Here is a 19,781-nt window from a genome sequence, read left to right as displayed (position 1 = left end):
GGTGGTTGGCTGCGTGCGGACAGCGTGACAATCCTCCCCTAGCGCGCCGTCACTCATGCGCCAGGCAGGAGTGCGCCTCGGGCACCCACCGGTCCGCGCACCCACCCACGCACCCAACTAGGCTCAACCCGCACCCTCGCCGTCGACGTCGCGCACGCGCCCACGCCCGACGGCGCACCGACGGACGAAGGAGCCCCATGCCCCGCACCAGCACCGCCGTCATCGCGCGCGCCAAGGGCGCGCCGGTCGAGCTCGCGACGATCGTCGTGCCCGATCCCGGCCCCGGCGAGGCCGTGGTCCGCGTGCAGGCGTGCGGCGTCTGCCACACCGACCTGCACTACCGCGAGGGCGGCATCGGCGAGGACTTCCCCTACCTGCTCGGCCACGAGGCCGCCGGCGTCGTGGAGGAGGTCGGCCCGGGCGTCACCGACGTCGCCGTCGACGACTACGTCGTCCTGAACTGGCGCGCCGTCTGCGGGCAGTGCCGCGCGTGCCGCCGCGGCCGGCCCTGGTACTGCTTCGCCACGCACAACGCGACCCAGAGGATGGCGCTCGCGGATGGCGACCCGCAGGCCGGCACCGAGCTCTCCCCCGCCCTCGGCATCGGCGCGTTCACCGAGTTCACCCTCGTCGCCGCCGGGCAGTGCACCAAGGTCGACCCGGCCGCGAAGCCCGAGGTCGCCGGCCTGCTCGGCTGCGGCGTCATGGCGGGCCTGGGCGCCGCGATCAACACCGGCGGCGTCACCCGCGGGGACTCCGTCGCCGTCATCGGCTGCGGCGGCGTCGGCGCGGCGGCGATCGCGGGAGCGCGACTGGCCGGCGCGAACCGGATCATCGCCGTCGACCTCGACGACCGCAAGCTCGCCACCGCCCAGGAGCTCGGCGCCACGCACACCGTCAACGGCCGCGACCAGGACGTCGTCGCCGCAGTGCAGGCCCTCACCGACGGCCACGGCGCTGACGTGGTGATCGACGCCGTCGGACGCCCCGAGACCTGGCAGCAGGCGTTCTACGCGCGTGACCTCGCCGGCATCGTCGTGCTCGTCGGCGTCCCGACGCCCGAGATGCGCATCCCCGACATCCCCCTGCTCGACGTGTTCGGCCGCGGCGGCGCACTGAAGTCCTCCTGGTACGGCGACTGCCTGCCCTCGCGCGACTTCCCGCTGCTCATCGACCTCTACCTGCAGGGCCGCCTGCCGCTCGAGGCGTTCGTCACCGAGACCATCGGAATCGGCGACGTCGAGGCCGCCTTCGCGAAGATGCACGGCGGCGACGTCCTGCGCAGCGTGGTGACGCTCTGATGGCCGGCTCGTCCGTCGGTGCGGTCAGGATCGACCACGGCACGACGTCGGGCACGTTCTCCCTCGACGGGCAGACGCATCACGTCGACAACAACGTCTGGGTGATCGGCGACGACGCCGAGTGCGTGGTGATCGACGCACCGCACGACGTCGAGGCGATCCTCGACGTCGTCGGCGAGCGCCGCGTGGTGGCGATCGTGTGCACCCACGCGCACGACGACCACGTGCGCGTCGCGCCCGACCTCGCCGGCGCGACCGGCGCGCCCGTGCTGCTGCATCCCGCGGACGCCCCGGTGTGGGCGCTCACCCACCCTCTCGCCGCGCCCGACGGCGAGCTCGCCGACGGCCAGGAGGTCGCCGTCGCGGGCACCACCCTCCGCGTGCTGCACACCCCCGGGCACGCGCCCGGCGCGGTGTGCCTCTACGCGCCCGACCTCGGCGCGGTGTTCACCGGCGACACGCTGTTCCAGGGCGGGCCGGGCGCGACCGGGCGCTCGTTCTCCGACGCCGACCTCATCGTGGAGTCGATCCGCCGCGTCCTGTTCGCGCTGCCCGACGACACGGTGGTGCACACCGGGCACGGCCCGGACACGACGATCGGCGCGGAGGCCGATGCGTTGGGGCGGTGAGAGCCGGCCGGCCTCAGTCCGACCCCTCGCCGGTCGCGAGCCGGCTGTGCCGCCGCCCGTACAGCAGGTAGATCGCGACGCCGATGAGGAGCCACACTCCGAACCGCATCCACGTCAGCGTGGTGAGGTTGAGCATCAGCCAGAAGCACGCGAGCGCCGAGATGATCGGCAGCACCGGCGAGAACGGCATCCGGTAGGCGATCTGCCGGTTCGGGTACTTCCGGCGCAGCACCGGAACCGCGATGCTCACCAGCACGAACGCCGAGAGCGTGCCGATGTTGATCATCTCCTCGAGCACGCCCACGTCCGTGAGCCCGGCCAGCACGGCGACCACGATGCCGACGGCGATCTGCAGCCGCATCGGCGTTTTGCGCCGGTCGCTGGTGAGCGACCACTGCCGCGGGAAGAGTCCGTCGCGGCTCATCGAGAACACCACGCGGGTGAGGCCGAGCAGCAGGACCATGATCACGGTGGTGAGGCCCAGCAGGATCGACAGCGAGATCACCTGCGCCGCCCAGTCCGCCCCGACCAGCGTGAACGCCGTCGCGAGCGAGGGGTTCTCGGACGCGGCGAGGTCGGTGTAGGGCACCATCCCGGTCAGCACCACGCTCGTGGCGACGTAGAGGATCGTGACGAGGCCGAGGCCCGCGAAGATGCCGAGCGGGAGGTTGCGCTGCGGGTTGCGCACCTCCTCCGCGGAGGTGGCCACGACGTCGAACCCGATGAACGCGAAGAAGACCAGCGAGGCGCCGGCGAGCAGGCCGAAGATGCCGTAGGTGGTCTGCGGCGCACCCGCGAGGAACTCCACGAGCGACTGGTGCCACACGGTCGCGTCCGCCTCGGCGACCGGCGTCGTCGGCGGGAGGAACGGCGTGTAGTTCGAGGCCCGCACGTAGAAGGCGCCCACCACGATGACGAAGACCACGGTCGCGACCTTGAGAACCGTGAACACCGCGCTCACCCGCGCGGACAGCTTCGTCCCGAGCACGAGCAGCGTGGTGAACACCGCGACGATGAAGAACGGCCCCCACGTCACGCTGACCGGCCCGACGTCGAACGTCGCCGGCACGTCGAGCCCGCCGATCGCGAAGACCTCCTGCAGGTAGATGCCCCAGTACTTGGCGATCACGGCCGCGGCCGTCAGCGTCTCGAGGATGAGGTCCCAGCCGATGATCCAGGCGAGGAACTCCCCGAGGGTGGCGTAGGTGAACGTGTACGCCGACCCCGCCACGGGCACCGTCGAGGCGAACTCGGCGTAGGCCATCATCGCCAGCCCGCACGTGATCGCCGCGATGACGAAGCCGATCGAGATCGCGGGCCCGGCGTAGTTCGCCGCAGCCTTCGCACCGACCGAGAAGATGCCGGCGCCCACCGCCACCGCGACGCCCATGATCGCGAGGTCCCACGGGCCGAGCGTGCGCTTGAGCGAGTGGTGGCGCGACTCGGCGTCGGCCAGCGACGCCTCGATGCTCTTGGTGCGGGTCATGAAGCTCATCGAGACGCCTTTCGCCGGACGCTTCAGGGGCGCACGAGTGCGCGCGCGCCACCCTAGCGGGGGCGGGTGCGCGCCGTCGGGCCCTCTAGTGCCCACGCCGCCCCGCGCGTCGCGCGCGCTACTCGTACGAGACGGCGTCCAGCACGCGCAGCCGTGCGGCGCGCACGGCCGGCCACACCGCCGCCAGCACGCCCACCACGACGGCGAGCGCCAGCATCACGAGCAGCGTCGCCCAGGGCACGGCGAGCGTCGTGAGGCCGTCGGCCTCGAACACGGTCGGCATCGTCGCCGCGAGCCCGACGCCGACGGCGAGCCCCACCGCCGTGCCGAACACCGCCGTCAGCACCGACTCGATCGTCACCGTGCCGGCCAGCTGCAGCCGGCCCAGCCCCACGGCGCGCAGCAGCCCGATCTCCCGCGTCCGCTCGATCACCGACAGCGCGAGCGTGTTGACGATGCCGAGCACCGCGATGACCACCGACAGGCCGAGCAGCGCGTAGAGGATGACGAGGATCTGGTCGACCTGCGCCGACAGCTGCGAGACGAACTCCTCCTGCGTGAGCACCGAGACCACCACGTAGGGCGCGACGGCGGCGCTCACGTCGGTCTTGAGCGTCGCCGGGTCGGTGCCCGGCTCGGCCACCAGGAAGATCGTGTCGACGACCTGGGTCTGCCGCGGTGCGAGCGCGTCGAGCGCGTCGGTCGAGACCGTGACCGACGTGCCGACCGCCGTCGAGCGGATGACGGCGCCGACCGTGACCTCCTGGGGCGCGCCGCTCGGGCCGGTGACCTCGAGCGCGTCACCCACGCCCACGCCGTCGAGCAGGCTCGCGTTCACCATGGCCTCGCCCGCGGCGAGCGCCTGGCCGGGGTCGCCGTCCTCGACCGTGACGAGCAGCGTCCGCCCCACCATCTCCGGCGCGATGCCCGCGACGAGCGACGGACCGGGGCCACCGCCGACGGCGGTACCGTCGGCCAGCGCGACGGTCGCCGGGGCGTACCGCACGACGTCGGCGACCTCGACGCCCGGGACCGCCTCGACGTCGGCGACGACGCCCTCGGGGATCGTGCCGCTGGCCGAGCGCAGGACGAGGTCGGCGTCGGTCTCGGCGGCCACGACGTCGGCCACCGACGCCTGCGTCGAGGCGGCGATCACCGTCGCGGCGCCGACGAGCGCCATGCCGATCATGAGCGCGCCGGCGGTGTTCGCCGTGCGACGCGGGCTGCGCACGACGTTGCCGCGCGCGAGCCGCCCGATCGGGCGCAGCAGCGCCACGAGCGGCCACGCGAGCGCGCCCACCACCGTGCGGGCGAGCACCGGTGCGACGACGAGCATCCCCACGAGCACCGCGCCGGCACCGACGCCGAGCCACGTCGGGGCGCGGTCCGCGCTCGGTCGCGCGACGGCGACCGCGAGCGCGCCCGCACCCACCACGAGCAGGGCCAGACCGACCCAGCCGCGGGTGCGCAGCGACCGCTCGCGGACGGTGACCTCCTCGCGCATCGCCTCGACGGGTGGCACGAGCGCGGCCCGCCGGGCCGGGACGGCCGCCGCGGCCAGGCTCACCACGGTGCCCACCAGGACGGACAGGGCGAGCGTCTCGGGATCGGCCGGGATCTCCCCCGCGAGCTGCATGCCCATCCGGTCCAGGCCGGCGCGCAGCGCGACGACGAGCCCGATACCGCCGAGCACGCCGATCGCGGCGCCGACCAGCCCGACGATGCCCGCCTGGACGAGGATCGAGACGAAGACCTGCACGGGCGAGGCGCCGACCGCTCGCAGCAGCGCGAACTCGCGCATCCGCTGACGGACCGACATGGCGAACGTGTTGGCGATGATGAACGCCCCGACGAACAGCGCGACGGCCGCGAACACGAGCAGGAACGTCGTGATGAACCCGAGCACGTCCGCGATCGCGTCCTTGCTCTCCTGCGCCACCTGCTCCCCCGTCACCGCCTCGAGCCCGTCGGTGCCGGAGTCGGCGAGCACGCCGTCGACCTCCGTGAGCACGTCGTCGCTGCTCGCGCCGTCGGCGAGCGCGATGCCGAGCGAGGGCACCAGGCCGTCGGGCGCGAACGCCGCGAGCGCGACGTCCTGGGGCAGCAGGATGAGCGTCGCGCCGGCCATCGAGCCGCCCATGTCGGCCTCGCCGACCACGGTCACGTCACGCACCTCGCCCCCGACGACGATCCGGGTCGCGTCGCCGACGGCGAGCCCGGACCGCTCGAGCGCCCCGCGCTCGATCGCGATCTCGTCCGCACCCTGCGGTGCGCGGCCCGTCGGGAACGTGACGTCGGTGGAGTCGGGCGACCAGCCGAGCCCGATGCTCGGCGCCTGGCCGGTCTGCACGGCGGTGCCGTCGGCACCGACCAGCACGATCGAGCCGGAGACGTCGGGCACGACGGTGGCCACGCCGTCGAGCGCGGCGATCGGCTCGGTGAGGTCGACGGGCACGACCGGTGACTGCGCGCCGAATGCGCCGCCCGAACCCTCGTCGTCGGTGCTCGCGCCGCGGACGTAGACGTCGGCGGTCGAGGTGGCGTCGACGATCTGGTCGAACGTGCCGCTCATCATCGTGCGCAACGAGAACGTGCCCGCCACGAACGCGACGCCGAGCGCGACAGCGAGCAGCGACATCACGAACCGCACGAGGTGCGCGCGGATGCCGCGCACGGCGACCCGCAGCATCAGGACTCCGGCGCGGCGTGCCGCGGGTGGTGCGCGTGGGCGTGGCGCTCCTGGTGCGGCGCGTGCTCGGCGTCGGCGGGGTCGGGCCGGGTGTCCAGAGCTGCTGCGGACCGGTCCTCGCGCGTGACGTCCGGCCCGATCGCGCCGAGCGTGGCGAGGATCGACTCGGCCGTGGGGTCGTGCAGCTCGTCCACCACGCGCCCGTCGGCGAGGAACAGCACGCGGTGCGCGAACGACGCGGCCGTGGGGTCGTGCGTCACCATGACGACCGACTGCCCGAGGTCCTCGACGCTGCGGCGCAGGAACGCGAGCACCTCGCGCGAGGACACCGAGTCCAGGTTCCCGGTCGGCTCGTCGGCCAGCACGACGGCGGGGCGCGCCACGAGCGCGCGGGCGCAGGCCACGCGCTGCTGCTGCCCGCCCGAGAGCTCGGCGGGCTTGTGGTCCAGGCGATCGGCGAGCCCGACGGCGCGCACGACCGCGTCGAGGTGCTCGGCGTCGACCGGCCGACGGGCGATGTCGAGCGGGAGCGTGATGTTCTCCAGCGCCGTCAGCGTGGGGATGAGGTTGAACGCCTGGAACACGAAGCCGAGCCGGGTGCGGCGCAGGCGGGTCAGCCCACGCTCGCTCATCCGCGAGGTCTCCTCGCCGTCGACCACGACCGAGCCGGACGTGGGCCGGTCCAGGCCGGCGACGCAGTGCATGAGCGTGGACTTGCCCGACCCGGACGGCCCCATGATCGCGGTGAAGGCGCCGCGCGCGAAGTCGACGCTCACGCCGTCGAGCGCGCGCACCGCCGTGTCGCCCTCGCCGTAGACCTTGACGAGGTCGCGCGCCGAGACGATCGGGGTGCCCGCCGCGGTGCGGCCGGCCGTGTCGGTCGAGTCGGCTGCCGGGGTCGCGGTGGTCGTCTCGTCCGCCCTCGCTGCGTCGTCCACGCCGCAAGCCTCGCACCTCCCGGCGGCCATGCGCGCCACCGTGGACACGGCTGCCGCGACGTCCACCCCACACGCGCCACCACCAGCGCAGACACCCGTCCGGGGGCGGCGCGACGCGAGACACCGGTGCCAGACTCGGGACGTCCCCGCACGAGAAGCCCGGTCCCGACGTCGCGCATCCGGACGCCGGGTCGCACCGCAGCACCGAGGAGACCCGATGACCGACACCGCCCGCGCCACGGACGACGCCACCGCCCCACCGACCCAGCTGCGCCGCGGGATCACCGGACCGCTGCTGTTCTTCTTCATCCTCGGCGACGTGCTCGGGGCGGGCATCTACGCCCTCGTGGGCGTGCTCGCGGGCGAGGTCGGCGGGATGCTCTGGGCGCCGCTCCTGCTGGCGCTGCTTCTCGCGATGCTCACCGCCGGCTCGTACGCGGAGCTGGTCACGAAGTACCCGCGGGCGGGCGGCGCCGCGGTGTTCGCCCAGCGGGCGTTCAAGCGGCCACTGATCTCGTTCCTCGTCGGCTTCAGCATGCTCGCCGCGGGCGTGACGAGCGCGGCCGGCCTGGCGCTCGCCTTCGCGGGCGAGTACTTCCGCACGTTCCTCGACGTCCCGACGATCCCGGTCGCGATCGTGTTCCTGATCGTCGTCGCCGCCCTCAACATGCGGGGCATCCGCGAGTCGCTCGGGGCCAACGTGGTGATGACGATCATCGAGGTGAGCGGGCTCGTGATCGTCGTGGCCGCCGTCGGGGTGCTGCTCGGGAACGGTGGCGGGGACGTCGGCCGCGTGCTCGAGCCGGCCGAGGGCAGCGCCGCCGCCCTCACCGTGCTCGGCGGCGCGATCATCGCCTACTACTCGTTCGTGGGGTTCGAGACCTCCGCCAACGTCATCGAGGAGGTCAAGAACCCGCGCCGGGACTACCCCCGCGCGCTGTTCGGGGCGCTCCTCGCGGCGGGCGTCGTGTACGTGCTGGTCGGGCTCGCGAGCTCGATCGCGCTGCCGGCCTCGGAGCTGGCGGAGTCGAGCGGACCGCTGCTCGCCGTCGTCGAGGCCACGAGGGTGGCGGTGCCGTCCTGGCTGTTCAGCCTCATCGCACTCATCGCCGTCGCGAACGGCGCGCTGCTCACGATGATCATGGCGAGCCGGCTCGCGTACGGCATGGCCGAGCAGGGCCTGCTGCCGAGCGCGCTGGCGCGTGTGCTGCCCGAGCGCCGCACCCCGTGGGTGGCGATCCTCGTGACGACCGGCGTCGCGATCGTGCTCACGCTCGTCGGCGACCTGGCGACGCTGGCCGAGACCGTCGTCCTCCTGCTGCTGTTCGTGTTCCTCAGCACCAACATCGCGGTGCTGGTGCTGCGCCGGGACGTCGTGGCCGAGGAGCACTTCCGGGTCTGGACGATCGTGCCGGTGCTCGGGATCGCCTCGTGCGTGCTGCTGCTGAGCCAGCAGGAGCCGATCGTCTGGCTGTTCGGCGCCGTCCTGCTCGCAGTCGGCGTGGTGCTGCACCTGGTGGCGCAGTGGAACGAGCGGCGTGCGCCGCGGGACGGCGCGGCGCCCGAGCAGCACGACGGCGAGCAGCGCGACGGCGAGCAGCGCGACGGCGACGGCGTCACTCGCCCGTGAGGGCGTCGCGCAGCAGCTCGACCACCGCGGTCACGGTGCGGGCCCGCGCGGCGATCGGGCGCACGAGCACCTCGATGGTGCGGAAGGCGTCGTCGTCGGCGAGCGGCACGGCCACGACGGACTCGGACAGGTGCGGTCGGCCCATCCGCGGCAGGACCGTGACGGCGAGCCCGAGCTCGACGAACCGCACGAGCGAGGCGAGCTCGACGGCCTCGTAGGCCCGCTCGACGGCGCCCAGGAGGTCCGGGGAGTGCGACGCGATCCACGGCCCGTAGAGGTCCTCGTTCGGAGTGAGCGCGAGCCGCTCGCGGGCCAGGTCGGGGAGCGAGATCGTGTCGCGGCGCGCGAGCGGGTGCTGGGCGGGCACCACGGCGTCGAGCGGGTCGAGCCCGATCCGGATCCGGAGGTGGTCGGGGTCGCGGCCCGTGTGGTCGATCGGCCCGAGAGCCTTGGACAGCACGACGTCGAGCCGGCCGTTGCGCAGCAGGTCCAGGCCCGGGCCGGGCTCGATCTCGGTGGGCACGATCTCCAGGCGCGGGTAGCGCTCGCGCGCGACGGCCATCGCGGGCAGCACGATGCCCCGCAGCGACGTGGGGAACGCGGCGATCCGGAACGTGCCTGACGGCTCGGCCTCCTGCCGCGCGAGCAGCGGCAGCGCCTCGAGCCCCTCGACGATCGCGCGCGCGGGCTCGAGCACCGCGAGCGCCTCGGGCGTGAGCACCACCCCCCGCCCCGCGCGCACCACCATCGGGGCCTTGAGCGCCCGCTCCAGCTTGCGCAGGTGCTGCGTGAGGTTCGGCGCGCTGTAGCCGAGCAGGCGTGCCGCGCGCGTGACCGAGCCGGTGTCGTGGACGGCCAGCAGGACACGGAGACTGACGGGGTCGATCATGAAGCAGCACTTTAGATGAATCGAAACCACTACTAACTAGTTCTAAGGCATCAGTCTCCGGGAGGATGTGACCAGCGGGACAACGCCGCCCCGCTACCCACCCGCTCCACGCCGTTCGTCACCCGAAGAAGGAAGCCATGTTCGCCGTCGTCGCCCTCGTTCTCATCGTCGCCGCCGCTGCTGCGGGCACCTGGTACGAGCTCAAGCACGACGGCTCGCGTCGCCGCGCCTTCGACCCGATGTACAACAGCCGCTCTCCTCGCTGACCGCGGCTGACCTCCCCCTAGGGGCACCGGTCGCCGGCTCGCTGACCGCGCGCCGGCACCCCGAGGGGTGACAACGCGACCCGACCCTGGCGCCGCCGCCGAACGCTTCCTACGCTGGTGACACCCGGCCGAGGGAGGTCGCCGTGCACCAACTCTGGGAGCGTCTCCTGCACCGCCGCGCGCCGGAGGAGGACCCGCTGGTCACGCTCGAGCTCCAGGCGAGCCTCGCGCGACTGCTCGCGGAGTGCTGGCGGATCCACCACCACAGCGGGTTTGCCGGCGCCCACCACGCGCGCGCGGCCGTCCAGGCCTACGAGATCACGCTGCGCAGCGCCGTGCGGCACGCGGGCGGGGACGACGCCGAGCACGCGCCGGGCGACATCGTCGCCCTCGAGCTCGACCTCGCCTCGCGCGGCTGGATCTGGTAGACCCCGCCGCACTCACCCCGCCCGCTCGACGTTCCGGCAGGAAGGGTCGGCGTTCCGGGAGAGCGACTCCGCGTGACGGGAGAGCGACTCGGCGTTTCGGCACAGCGACTCACCTGGCACGCTCGCCCGACGCGCACTCGCTGACCTGCGACGATGCTCGCCGCGGCGCTGGGCGATGCGGCCTGAGTCGCTGTGGCGTCACGCGCGGTCGCTGTGGCGTCACGCGAAGTCGCTGTGGCGTCACGCGAAGTCGCTGTGGCGTCACGCCGGGGGTAGCCCGCGGTCAGTACCGGTACATCCCGCCCTGCGCGCCCGCCTGGCTCTCCAGCCGCGCGATGCGATCGGCCATCGGCGGGTGCGTCGCGAACAGCTTGGCCACCCCGCCGCCGCGGAACGGGTTGGCGATCATGAGGTGGGAGACGTTCTCCAGCTGCTGCGTGGGCTGCATCGGCCTCGCCGCGACGCCGCTCTCGAGCTTGCGCAGCGCCGACGCCAGGGCGAGCGGGTCGCCGGTGAGCGCCGCGCCGTCGTGGTCGGCGTCGTACTCGCGGGTGCGCGAGATCGCGAGCTGGATGAGGCTCGCGGCGAACGGCGCGAGGATGAGCCCGACGAGCGCACCGATCGCGGCGAGCGGGTTGCCACCCCCCTCCCGACCGCGGCCACCACCGCCGAAGATCAGCAGGAACTGCGCCACGGACGTGATGACACCCGCGACGGCGGCCGCGACCGAGGAGGTGAGGATGTCCCGGTTGTAGACGTGCATGAGCTCGTGGCCGAGCACGCCGCGCAGCTCGCGCTCGTCGAGGATCCGCAGGATCCCGACCGTGCAGCAGACCGCGGCCTTCTTCGGGCTGCGTCCGGTGGCGAACGCGTTCGGCGCCTCGGTGGGCGAGACGTACAGCCGTGGCATCGGCTGCCCCGCGCGCTCGGAGAGCTCGCGCACGATGCGGTACATCGCGGGTGCCTGCTCCTCCGTGACCGGCTGCGCGCGCATCGACGCGATCGCGATCTTGTCGGAGTTCCAGAAGCTGATCGCCGTGGAGAGCAGGCCGAGGCCGGCGAAGATCCAGATCCATCGCGGCTGGCCGGTGCCGCCCGCGATGAGCGCACCGATCCCCAGCAGCACCCCGAACAGGACGCCGAACAGCATCGTGGTCTTGAGCCCGTTGTGGTGGCTCCGGCTCGGCAGGACGGGTGCGCTCGTCATGTGCTCATTCTCCCCGACGCACCGGCTCGGCGCGTGAGGTCCGCTCGGACGCCAGGACGCCCGCCTCAGAACACGGGCCTCACGGCACCGACGTCAGGACACGAGGGCGCCGCGACTGATCGCGGTCATCTCCTCGCGCGGCACGACCTTGACCCGCTCGCGACCCTCGGCCTCGCCGAGCGCCCGCTCGTGCGCCTGGAGCAGCTCCCAGCCCGACCACGTGGTGACCGGGACACCGCGCTCCTCGAGCAGGTCGATCACGTCAACGCCGGAGTCGGCACCGGCACCGGCGCCGCCGGCCCGCAGACCGACGCCCGCGCCCACGTCCTCGGCCAGGTTGCGGATCGTCTCCTGCGCGTCGGACTTCGTGCTGCCGATGAGCCCGACCGGCCCGCGCTTGATCCACCCGGTCGCGTACAGGCCGGGGATCGGCGCGCCGTCCTCGCCGAGCACGCGGCCGCCGTCGTTCGGGATGACGCCCGCGACATGGTCGAACGGCACGCCCGGGACGGGCGAGCCGAAGTAGCCCACCGCGCGGTAGACCGCCTGCACCGGGGTGTCCACGAGGACGCCGGTGCCGACGGCGCTGCCGTCGCCCGCGAGCGTGGTGCGCTCGGTGCGCAGCGCGCTCACGCGCGTCACGCCGTCGGGCCCGGCCTCGCCGAGCACCTCGACCGGCCGGTGCAGGAAGTGCAGGTGGAGGCGGCGCGAGGCGCGCGCCTCCTCGGGGTCCTTGAGCGCCCAGTCGGTGAGCGTCGCGACCACCTGGCGCGTCTGGTTGGAGGCCGCCATCGCGGCCTCGGAGCCGGCGTCGAACTCGAAGTCCTCCGGGTAGACGAGCACGTCGACGTCGGGCACGTGGCCGAGCTCGCGCAGCTCGAGGGGGGAGAACTTCGCCTGCGCCGGGCCGCGCCGCGCGAACACGTGGACGTCGGTGACGGGCGAGGCGGCCAGGCCCTCGGCGACGTTGGCCGGGATCTCCGTCGCGCTCAGGTCCTCGACGTGCTTGGCAAGCATGCGCGCGACGTCGAGCGCCACGTTCCCGGCGCCGATCACCGCGATCTGGCTCGCCTCGAGCGGCCAGGTGCGCGGGACGTCCGGGTGGCCGTCGAACCAGGAGACGAAGTCGGCGGCACCGAACGAGCCGGGCAGGTCGATGCCCGGGATGTCGAGGTCGGCGTCGCGGATCGCGCCGGTCGCGAGGATGACGCCGTCGTAGAGCGTGCCCAGCTCCTGGATGGTGATCCCGCCGATCTCGTCGCCGACGTCGACGTTGCCGATGAGGCGGACGTCGCCGCGCGCGAGGATCTTGTCCAGCGCAGCCACGATCGCCTTGATCCGCGGGTGATCGGGCGCGACGCCGTAGCGCACCAGCCCGTACGGCGCCGGCAGGCGGTCGAACAGGTCGATCGCGGTGCCCGGCAGGGTCCGGGACAGGATGTCGGAGGCGTAGATTCCGGCCGGGCCGGCGCCGACGACGGCGACGCGCAGGTTCACAGGTGACCTCATCGTGGTGGTGGGTCGCCGGGCGCACGGGCCGCGGGGCGGCGCGCGCCGCACAGGGCGACGGACTCCCGCAGTCTACGCGTGGGTGAGGGTGACCTCACTTGCGACGTGTCCGGCGTCACGTCGCCCGACCGACGAGGCGCAGCACCACGGCGGAGTCGGACGGCAGCAGCCGGGTCGCGCCGTCCCGAGCGGCGTCTTCCGCGAGCTCGGCCCGCGGCACGCTGGCGGCCACCACCTCACCGGCCGGCAGCGGGACGGACGCGGCGCCCGTGTTCACGAGCACGAGGAGCGCGGCCGGCCCGGCGGTCAGCCGGAAGGCGAGCACGTCAGGCGTCGATGTGAGGTCCCCGACCCACGTGAGCTCCCCGCGCCGCAGCAGCGGCTCCCGGCGACGCACCGCCAGCAGCTCGCTATACAGCGCGAGCATCGAGTCACCTGCCGCCTCCTGGGCCTCACGCGTGAGCGCGGCGAAGGAGTCGGGCTGCGGCAGCCACGGGCCGCGCGTGGCCGAGGGCGGTGAGAACCCGAACGGCGCCTGCGTCCCCGACCACGGCAGCGGCACCCGGCAGCCGTCCCTGCCCGTGGCGACCCCGCCGGAACGGAAGAAGACCGGGTCCTCCCGCACGCCGTCGGGCAGGTCCTCCACCTCGGGCAGGCCGAGCTCCTGACCCTGATACACGTACACGGCGCCGGGCAGCGCGAGCAGCAGCACGGCGGCCGCACGCGCGCGCCGGGTGCCCCGGGCGAGGTCCGCGGCGGTGAGCCGGGTGACCGGGCGAGCGGCGCCGTCGTGCTCGGGGACGTACTCCCCCGCGAGCGCGAGGTCCGCCGCGTAGCGCGTGACGGCGCGCGGCAGGTCGTGGTTCTCCAGCACCCACGTGGCCGGCGCGCCCGCGAGCCGCGCGACGGCGAGGCCCTCGACCACGGCCTCGTGCAGCTCTGCGGCGGACCAGCGCACCCGGGTCAGCGCGAGGTCGAACGCGAGGTGCATCTCGTCGGGACGGACGAGGAGCGCGACCTCCTCGGGCGGCGCCCCGGTCTCGATCACGGCCATCCGGTCGCCGTCGTAGGCGTCCATGACGCGGCGCAGCGCGCGGTAGTAGTCGTGCAGCGGGGAGTCGGCGCCCTTGGGGATGACGGGCGAGCCGTCGGGCGTGTCCCCGGCGTCGAGGTCCTTGACCAGGGCGTCCGACACGTCGATGCGGAAGCCGTCCACGCCCCGGTCCAGCCAGAACCGCAGCACGTCCTCGAACGCCGCGAGCACGCGCGGGTTCGCCCAGTTCAGGTCGGGCTGCTCGGGTGCGAAGAGGTGGTAGTACCACTGGCCGTCCGGAAGCCTGGTCCACGACGGCCCGCCGAACACGCTGCGCCAGTTCGTCGGCGGCAGGGCGCCGTCCGGCCCCCGCCCGTCCCGGACGAGGAACATCTCGCGCTCGGGGCTGCCGGGGGCGGCGTCGCGGGCCGCGCGGAACCAGGGGTGCTCGCTCGAGCAGTGGTTCGGGACCAGGTCGATCGTCACGCGCAGCCCGAGCTCGTGGGCCCGCGCGAGCAGCGCGTCGAGCGCGGCGAGGTCGCCGTAGCGCGGGTCGACGCCCGTGTAGTCGGCCACGTCGTACCCGCCGTCGACCATCGGCGAGGGGTAGAACGGGGTCAGCCAGAGCGCGTCCACCCCCAGCGCGGCCAGCGCGGGCAGCCGCTGCGTCAGGCCTGCGAGGTCGCCCTCGCCGTCGCCGTCGGAGTCCGCGAACGAGCGCGGGTAGACCTGGTAGAAGACGGCGTCGCGCCACCACTCCTGTGTCACCACTCCAGCGTGCCAGCCGCAGCGACCGTCAGGGGAGTCGGTGCGAGTCAGCGACCGTCAGGGGGCGTCAGTGCGCCGCCGCGCCAGCAGCACGGCCACGTCGCGCTCGTCGTCCACCGCGCACCACGGCACGAGTCCGACGGCGTGGGCCGCCTCGAGCGCCGCGCCCACCTGGTGCGGGGCCACCTCGCTCAGCGCGACCCCGCCGGGGGCGAGCCACGTGGCCGCGTCCGCCAGCACGCGGCGCAGCAGGTCGAGCCCGTCCGCCCCGCCGTCGTGGGTGAACCGCGGCTCGTGCTCGCGCACGTCACGCGGGAGCAGGTCGAGCTCGCGCGTGGGCACGTACGGGACGTTCGCCGTGAGCACCGTGACCGCGCCGCGCAGGTCGGGCGGCACGCCGTCGACCACGTCCGCGACGCTCACCGTGCCCAGGCCCGCGAGGTTGACCGCGGCCACGGCGACGGCGGCGGCGTCCACGTCGCTCGCGTGCACGCGCGCGGGCCGGCAGCGCTCGGCGAGCACGCGCGCCACGGCGCCGCTGCCGCAGCACAGGTCCAGCAGCACGCCGTCGGGGGTCAGGAGGCGCTGCGCCTGCGCGACCAGGGCCTCGGTGCGCCGGCGTGGCACGAACACACCGGGCCCGACGGCGACGCGCACCCCCGCGAGCTCGGCCCACCCGAGCACGTGCTCGAGTGGCTCACCGGCGACCCGGCGGCTCAGGGCCGCCGCTCGCTCGGGAGCCGGCAGCTCGGCCAGCAGGGCGGCCTCCTCCTCGGCGAACACGCAGCCGGCCCCGCGCAGGGCCGTGACGAGGGCCGCGACGAGGGCGGGGTCGGGGCCGACGTCGGGCTCGCCGTCGGGCGCCCCGGCCACGACCGGCTCAGGCAAGGCGCTCGACCACGACGTCCGCGAACTCGCGCAGCGCGTCCCGCGCCGGGGAGTCCGGGAGCACGTCGAGGTGGCGCACCGCTTCCTGCGACCAGGCGCGCGCCATGTCGCGTGCCTGCGCCATGACGGGGTGCGCGCGCAGGGCGGCCACGACGTCGGCGAGCGCGTCGGGCGAGGCGAGGTCGCCGTCGAGCGCGGCGACGATCGCGGCGCCCGCCGCGTCGGACTCACCGGCCTCGACGGCGCGGCGCAGCAGCAGCACGGGCATCGTCGGGACGCCCTCGCGCAGGTCGGTGCCGGGCACCTTGCCGAGCACCTCGGCGCTGGAGGTGAGGTCGAGGACGTCGTCGGCGAGCTGGAACGCGATGCCGACCCGCTCGCCGTACTCGACCACCGCGGTCAGCTGCGCTCCCGTGAGGCCCGCGAACAGCGCGCCGTAGTGCGCGGACGCGGCGATGAGCGAGCCGGTCTTGCCCGCGAGCACGCCCAGGTGGTGCGCGACCGGGTCCTCGCCGTCGCGCGGGCCGAGGGTCTCGTGGAGCTGGCCCACGCACAGCCGCTCGAACGTCTCGGCCTGGATCCGCACGGCCTCGGGCCCGAGCCCGGCCACGGTCTGGGAGGCGCGGGCGAACAGCAGGTCCCCCGCGAGGATGGCCACCGAGTTGCCCCACACCTCGTGCGCGCTCGGCGCCCCGCGCCGGGTGGGCGCGGAGTCCATGACGTCGTCGTGGTACAGCGAGGCGAGGTGCGTCAGCTCGACGCCGACGGCGGCCTCGAGCACCTCCTCCGACGTGCCGGTGCCCAGCTGCGCGGCGAGCAGCGCGAGCGCGGGCCGCATCCGCTTGCCGCCGGCCACGAGCAGGTGCCGCGACGGTGCGTCCTCGAGCACGCTGGTACGCCGCACCGCGAGGTCGAGGCGCCGCTCGATCTCGGCCAGTCCGGTGACGAGCGCCTCCTCGAGGCGCGCGTCGCTGACCGGCAGGGGTGCAGCACTCACAGGGCGACTCACACGACGAACTTAGCCGCCTGCGCGAGCAGGTCGAGCACCGGGGTCGGCCAGACCCCCAGCACGAGGGTCCCGAGCGCGCAGAGCACGAGCGAGGCGCGGGTGAGCGCGCCGGGCTCGACGGCGTCGGCGCCGGGGCGCTCGGACTCCTCGGGCCGGCTGAAGTACATGAGCACGATGATGCGGACGTAGAAGAACGCGGCCGCGGCCGACGCGATCACGGCGATGACCACGAGCGGCCAGGCACCGCCGTCGGCGGCCGCCACGAACGCGACGAACTTGCCCACGAAGCCCGCGGTGAGCGGGATGCCGGCGAAGGAGAGCAGGAAGAGCGTCATGGTGGCGGCGAGCACGGGGTGGCGCCGGCCGAGGCCGGCCCACTGCGACAGGTGGGTCGCCTCGCCCGTGACGTTGCCGTCGGCGTCCCGCTCGCGCACCAGGGTCACGACGGCGAACGCGCCGACGGTCGCGAGGCCGTACGCCAGCAGGTAGAACAGCAGGGCGGACGGGCCCTGCTCCGACAGCGACACGATCGCCACCAGCGCGAACCCGGCGTGCGCCACCGAGGAGTACGCGAGCGTGCGCTTGATGTCGGTCTGGACGATCGCAGCCACGGTGCCCAGCAGCATCGAGGCGATCGCGACGGCCCACAGCACGGGCTCCACGTCCCAGCCGAAGCCGGGCGCGGCCACGTAGAGCAGCCGCAGGATCGCGGCGAACGCGGCGGTCTTGGTCGCGGCGGCCATGAACCCCGTCACGGGGGTCGGGGCGCCCTGGTAGACGTCCGGGACCCACGCGTGGAACGGCACGGCGCCCACCTTGAACAGCAGGCCGGTGAGGACGAGCACGAAGCCGACGACGGCCATGCCGTCCATCCCGACCGTGGTGGCCGCCGCGGTGCCGAGGTCCGGCAGCGAGATCGAGCCGGAGAACCCGAACAGCAGCGCGACGCCGAACAGGAACAGCGCCGAGGAGAACGCCCCGAGCAGGAAGTACTTCAGCGCGGCCTCGTGCGAGAGCACGCGCCGGCGGCGCGCCATGGCCGACAGGACGTACAGCGGCAGCGAGAGCACCTCGAGCGCCACGAACATGACGAGCAGGTCGTTCGCCATCGGGAACACGAGCATGCCGGCGAGGCTGAGCAGCGCGAGCGGGAAGACCTCGGTCTGCTCCAGGCCCGCTCTGCGGGCGGCCTCCTCGTACGCCGAGCCGGGCGCGGCCGCGCCCTGCGGCGCGAACGCCTCCTCGCCGTTCGGCAGGCGCGAGGCCATCACCGCGAAGCCCACGACGGCGAAGATCAGGATGATCGCCTGCGCCGCCAGCGCGGGGCCGTCCTCGGCGAGCTGGCCGGCCACGAGCGTGCTCTCGCCGCCGCCGACCACGACGCTCCAGCGCCACGCGACGACGGCGAGCGCCGCGAGCGGTGCGACGAGGGCGAGCACGACCTGGACGGTGCGGCGCGAGGAGGCCGGGACGAACGCGGCGACGAGCACCCCGACGATGCCGGTGCCCGCGATGACGAGGATCGCCGACAGCGCGGCCCAGTCGATGACGGGGGCGACGAACGTGGTCACTGGACGCCTCCCATGGCGAGCACCTGCGAGATCGGGGTGAGCAGGTCGAGGACCGGCCCGGGCAGCACGCCGAGGACCACCATCGCGACCACGACGGGGACCATCGTCCAGCGCTCGCGCGCCGTGAGGTCGCGCAGCGTGCCCGCGTCGCGTGCCTCGCGCAGGGAGGCTCGTGGCTCACCGGTGAACACCCGCTGGTAGACCAGCAGGAAGTAGAGCGCCGCGAGCACCACGCCGAGCGTGGCCACCACCGCGGCCGGGATCGATGACTGGAAGCTCCCGAGCAGCACGAGGTACTCCCCGATGAACCCGGACAGGCCCGGCAGCGCGATCGACGCGAGGCCCGCGACGAGGAAGAGGCCGGCCAGCACCGGGGTGAGGCGCTGCATGCCGCCGTAGGCGTCGATGCGCCGCGAGCCGCCGCGCCGCTCGAGGTACCCGGCGAGCAGGAACAGGCCGGCGATCGACAGGCCGTGGGCGACCATGTAGAACATCGCGCCCGTCATGGCGACCTGCGAGCCGACGAAGATGCCGAGCACGATGAACCCGAAGTGGGACACCGACGTGAACGCCACGAACCGCATGAGGTCCTGCTGGCCCATCGCGACCAGCGCGCCGTAGAGCAGCGAGACGATCGCGAGGACCACGATCCCCGGCGCCGCCCAGCGGGCCGCGTCCGGGAACAGCGGCAGGCACAGCGCGAGCATCCCGAACGTGCCGACCTTGTCCAGCACGCCGACCAGCAGCGTGGAGGTGCCGGGCGTGCCCTGTGCGGTGGCGTCCGGCAGCCAGGTGTGCACCGGCCACATCGGCGCCTTGACCGCGAACGCGATGAAGAACGCCGCGAACAGCCAGCGTTGCGTCACCGGGTCCGTCACGGCGCCGGCGAGGGAGTCCAGGAGGAAGCCCTGGTCCCCGCGCGGCCCGTGCAGGTAGGTCACGACGACGCCGGCCAGCATCACGAGCCCGCCGGCGAGGGAGTACAGCAGGAACTTCACGGCGGCCGCGCGCCGCTGCGGCCCGCCGAACATCCCGATGAGGAAGTAGACCGGGAGCAGCATGACCTCGAACACGACGTAGAACAGGAACAGGTCGCGCGCCGCGAACACCGCGACCATGAGTGAGGTGAGCGCGAGGACGAGCGCCACGAAGGTGGCTCGTCGCCGCGCGACGTACGCGGCGTCCTCGTCCTCCCGCTCGGCGGGGTCGTCGGCCGCGTGCCAGTCCGCGGCGAGCACCACGGGCACGAGCCCGACGGCGAGCAGCACCATCACGAGGCCGAGCCCGTTGAGCCCGACGGCGTAGCTCACCCCGAGCGCGGGGATCCACGCGTGGGTCTCGGTGAGCTGGTAGCCGGCGGTGCCGGTGTCGAAGCCCGTCGCCATGGCGACGGCGAGGCCGAGCGTCACGAGGGACACGACGAGGCCGTAGGGCCGGGCGACGCGGTGCAGTCCGGGGACGAGCCAGAGCACTGCGGAGGCCAGGAGGGGGAGCACGATCAGGATGGTGATCCAGGGCAGCGAGTTCATGG

The 19,781-nt window shown here is 73.8% G+C and carries 16 protein-coding genes; 5 read left to right on the top strand and 11 right to left on the bottom strand.

Annotated features, from left to right (window positions below; genetic code table 11):
* Positions 1 to 197 precede the first annotated feature (197 nt).
* Together FH969_RS09660 and FH969_RS09655 are read left to right on the top strand one after the other, a co-directional pair.
* Positions 198 to 1,301 (top strand): S-(hydroxymethyl)mycothiol dehydrogenase, encoded by a 1,104-nt coding sequence (locus tag FH969_RS09660; protein ID WP_139987095.1) that lies wholly within the window; start codon positions 198 to 200, stop codon positions 1,299 to 1,301.
* The gene (locus FH969_RS09655) at positions 1,301 to 1,930 is read left to right on the top strand and encodes an MBL fold metallo-hydrolase (protein WP_139987094.1); all 630 of its coding nucleotides are present in this window, start codon (positions 1,301 to 1,303) and stop codon (positions 1,928 to 1,930) included. The genes FH969_RS09660 and FH969_RS09655 overlap by 1 nt, the downstream gene beginning before the upstream one ends.
* Positions 1,931 to 1,943: 13 nt before the next feature.
* Here FH969_RS09655 and FH969_RS09650 read toward each other — a convergent pair whose 3' ends face one another.
* The 3 genes from FH969_RS09650 to FH969_RS09640 form a co-directional block, all read right to left on the bottom strand.
* Positions 1,944 to 3,425, bottom strand: coding sequence for an APC family permease (locus FH969_RS09650; protein WP_139987093.1), 1,482 nt, complete (start codon positions 3,423 to 3,425; stop codon positions 1,944 to 1,946).
* Positions 3,426 to 3,543: 118 nt separating this feature from the next.
* Positions 3,544 to 6,114 (bottom strand): ABC transporter permease, encoded by a 2,571-nt coding sequence (locus FH969_RS09645; RefSeq protein ID WP_139987092.1) that lies wholly within the window; start codon positions 6,112 to 6,114, stop codon positions 3,544 to 3,546.
* Complete coding sequence (locus tag FH969_RS09640; protein ID WP_425462460.1) at positions 6,114 to 7,052, bottom strand: ABC transporter ATP-binding protein; 939 nt, start codon at positions 7,050 to 7,052, stop codon at positions 6,114 to 6,116. Before FH969_RS09640 ends, FH969_RS09645 begins: the two co-directional genes overlap by 1 nt.
* A gap of 217 nt (positions 7,053 to 7,269) precedes the next feature.
* Between FH969_RS09640 and FH969_RS09635 the strand changes: the two genes are divergently transcribed.
* Entirely contained in the window at positions 7,270 to 8,682 is a 1,413-nt protein-coding gene (locus FH969_RS09635; RefSeq protein ID WP_139987090.1) for an APC family permease, read from the top strand.
* On the opposite strand, the gene FH969_RS09630 is transcribed toward FH969_RS09635, so the two are convergent.
* Complete coding sequence (locus FH969_RS09630; RefSeq protein WP_139987089.1) at positions 8,669 to 9,571, bottom strand: LysR family transcriptional regulator; 903 nt, start codon at positions 9,569 to 9,571, stop codon at positions 8,669 to 8,671. The genes FH969_RS09635 and FH969_RS09630 overlap by 14 nt on opposite strands.
* 137 nt (positions 9,572 to 9,708) lie before the next feature.
* Between FH969_RS09630 and FH969_RS15985 the strand changes: the two genes are divergently transcribed.
* Together FH969_RS15985 and FH969_RS09625 are read left to right on the top strand one after the other, a co-directional pair.
* On the top strand, positions 9,709 to 9,837 hold the full coding sequence (locus tag FH969_RS15985; protein ID WP_255421197.1) for a hypothetical protein: 129 nt from the start codon (positions 9,709 to 9,711) through the stop codon (positions 9,835 to 9,837).
* Between the two features lie 143 nt (positions 9,838 to 9,980).
* Entirely contained in the window at positions 9,981 to 10,265 is a 285-nt protein-coding gene (locus FH969_RS09625; RefSeq protein WP_108719153.1) for a hypothetical protein, read from the top strand.
* A gap of 283 nt (positions 10,266 to 10,548) precedes the next feature.
* Here FH969_RS09625 and htpX read toward each other — a convergent pair whose 3' ends face one another.
* From htpX to FH969_RS09590, 7 genes are all read right to left on the bottom strand, one after another.
* The gene (gene htpX, locus FH969_RS09620; RefSeq protein ID WP_139987088.1) at positions 10,549 to 11,472 is read right to left on the bottom strand and encodes a zinc metalloprotease HtpX; all 924 of its coding nucleotides are present in this window, start codon (positions 11,470 to 11,472) and stop codon (positions 10,549 to 10,551) included.
* Positions 11,473 to 11,565: 93 nt separating this feature from the next.
* Positions 11,566 to 12,981 carry an FAD-dependent oxidoreductase gene (locus FH969_RS09615; RefSeq protein ID WP_139987087.1) on the bottom strand — a complete coding sequence of 472 codons (1,416 nt, stop codon included), beginning with the start codon at positions 12,979 to 12,981 and terminating at the stop codon, positions 11,566 to 11,568.
* A 115-nt stretch (positions 12,982 to 13,096) separates the two neighbouring features.
* Complete coding sequence (locus FH969_RS09610) at positions 13,097 to 14,782, bottom strand: alpha-amylase family glycosyl hydrolase (protein ID WP_139987086.1); 1,686 nt, start codon at positions 14,780 to 14,782, stop codon at positions 13,097 to 13,099.
* A gap of 57 nt (positions 14,783 to 14,839) precedes the next feature.
* On the bottom strand, positions 14,840 to 15,670 hold the full coding sequence (locus FH969_RS09605) for a putative protein N(5)-glutamine methyltransferase (protein WP_139987085.1): 831 nt from the start codon (positions 15,668 to 15,670) through the stop codon (positions 14,840 to 14,842).
* Positions 15,663 to 16,667 carry a polyprenyl synthetase family protein gene (locus FH969_RS09600; protein WP_139987084.1) on the bottom strand — a complete coding sequence of 335 codons (1,005 nt, stop codon included), beginning with the start codon at positions 16,665 to 16,667 and terminating at the stop codon, positions 15,663 to 15,665. The genes FH969_RS09605 and FH969_RS09600 overlap by 8 nt, the downstream gene beginning before the upstream one ends.
* 8 nt (positions 16,668 to 16,675) lie before the next feature.
* Positions 16,676 to 18,250 carry an NADH-quinone oxidoreductase subunit NuoN gene (nuoN, locus tag FH969_RS09595; RefSeq protein ID WP_139987083.1) on the bottom strand — a complete coding sequence of 525 codons (1,575 nt, stop codon included), beginning with the start codon at positions 18,248 to 18,250 and terminating at the stop codon, positions 16,676 to 16,678.
* A complete protein-coding gene (locus tag FH969_RS09590) occupies positions 18,247 to 19,779 on the bottom strand; it encodes an NADH-quinone oxidoreductase subunit M (protein ID WP_139987082.1) in 1,533 nt (510 codons plus the stop codon). The genes nuoN and FH969_RS09590 overlap by 4 nt, the downstream gene beginning before the upstream one ends.
* Between the last annotated feature and the right edge of the window lie 2 nt (positions 19,780 to 19,781).

The organism is Miniimonas arenae (genome assembly GCF_006351005.1).
Lineage (GTDB): Bacteria > Actinomycetota > Actinomycetes > Actinomycetales > Beutenbergiaceae > Miniimonas > Miniimonas arenae.
The sequence above is the reverse complement of the archived record's forward strand: the minus strand, read 5'-3'. Positions and strand labels throughout refer to the sequence as shown.

What these genes read in the sequence shown, in the direction of transcription:
- FH969_RS09660 (WP_139987095.1), top strand. Translation starts at nt 198, where the DNA reads ATGCCCCGCACCAGCACCGCCGTCATCGCGCGCGCCAAGGGCGCGCCG.
- FH969_RS09655 (WP_139987094.1), top strand. Translation starts at nt 1,301, where the DNA reads ATGGCCGGCTCGTCCGTCGGTGCGGTCAGGATCGACCACGGCACGACG.
- FH969_RS09650 (WP_139987093.1), bottom strand. Translation starts at nt 3,425, where the DNA reads ATGAGCTTCATGACCCGCACCAAGAGCATCGAGGCGTCGCTGGCCGAC.
- FH969_RS09645 (WP_139987092.1), bottom strand. Translation starts at nt 6,114, where the DNA reads ATGCTGCGGGTCGCCGTGCGCGGCATCCGCGCGCACCTCGTGCGGTTC.
- FH969_RS09635 (WP_139987090.1), top strand. Translation starts at nt 7,270, where the DNA reads ATGACCGACACCGCCCGCGCCACGGACGACGCCACCGCCCCACCGACC.
- FH969_RS09630 (WP_139987089.1), bottom strand. Translation starts at nt 9,571, where the DNA reads ATGATCGACCCCGTCAGTCTCCGTGTCCTGCTGGCCGTCCACGACACC.
- FH969_RS15985 (WP_255421197.1), top strand. Translation starts at nt 9,709, where the DNA reads ATGTTCGCCGTCGTCGCCCTCGTTCTCATCGTCGCCGCCGCTGCTGCG.
- htpX (WP_139987088.1), bottom strand. Translation starts at nt 11,472, where the DNA reads ATGACGAGCGCACCCGTCCTGCCGAGCCGGAGCCACCACAACGGGCTC.
- FH969_RS09615 (WP_139987087.1), bottom strand. Translation starts at nt 12,981, where the DNA reads ATGAGGTCACCTGTGAACCTGCGCGTCGCCGTCGTCGGCGCCGGCCCG.
- FH969_RS09590 (WP_139987082.1), bottom strand. Translation starts at nt 19,779, where the DNA reads ATGAACTCGCTGCCCTGGATCACCATCCTGATCGTGCTCCCCCTCCTG.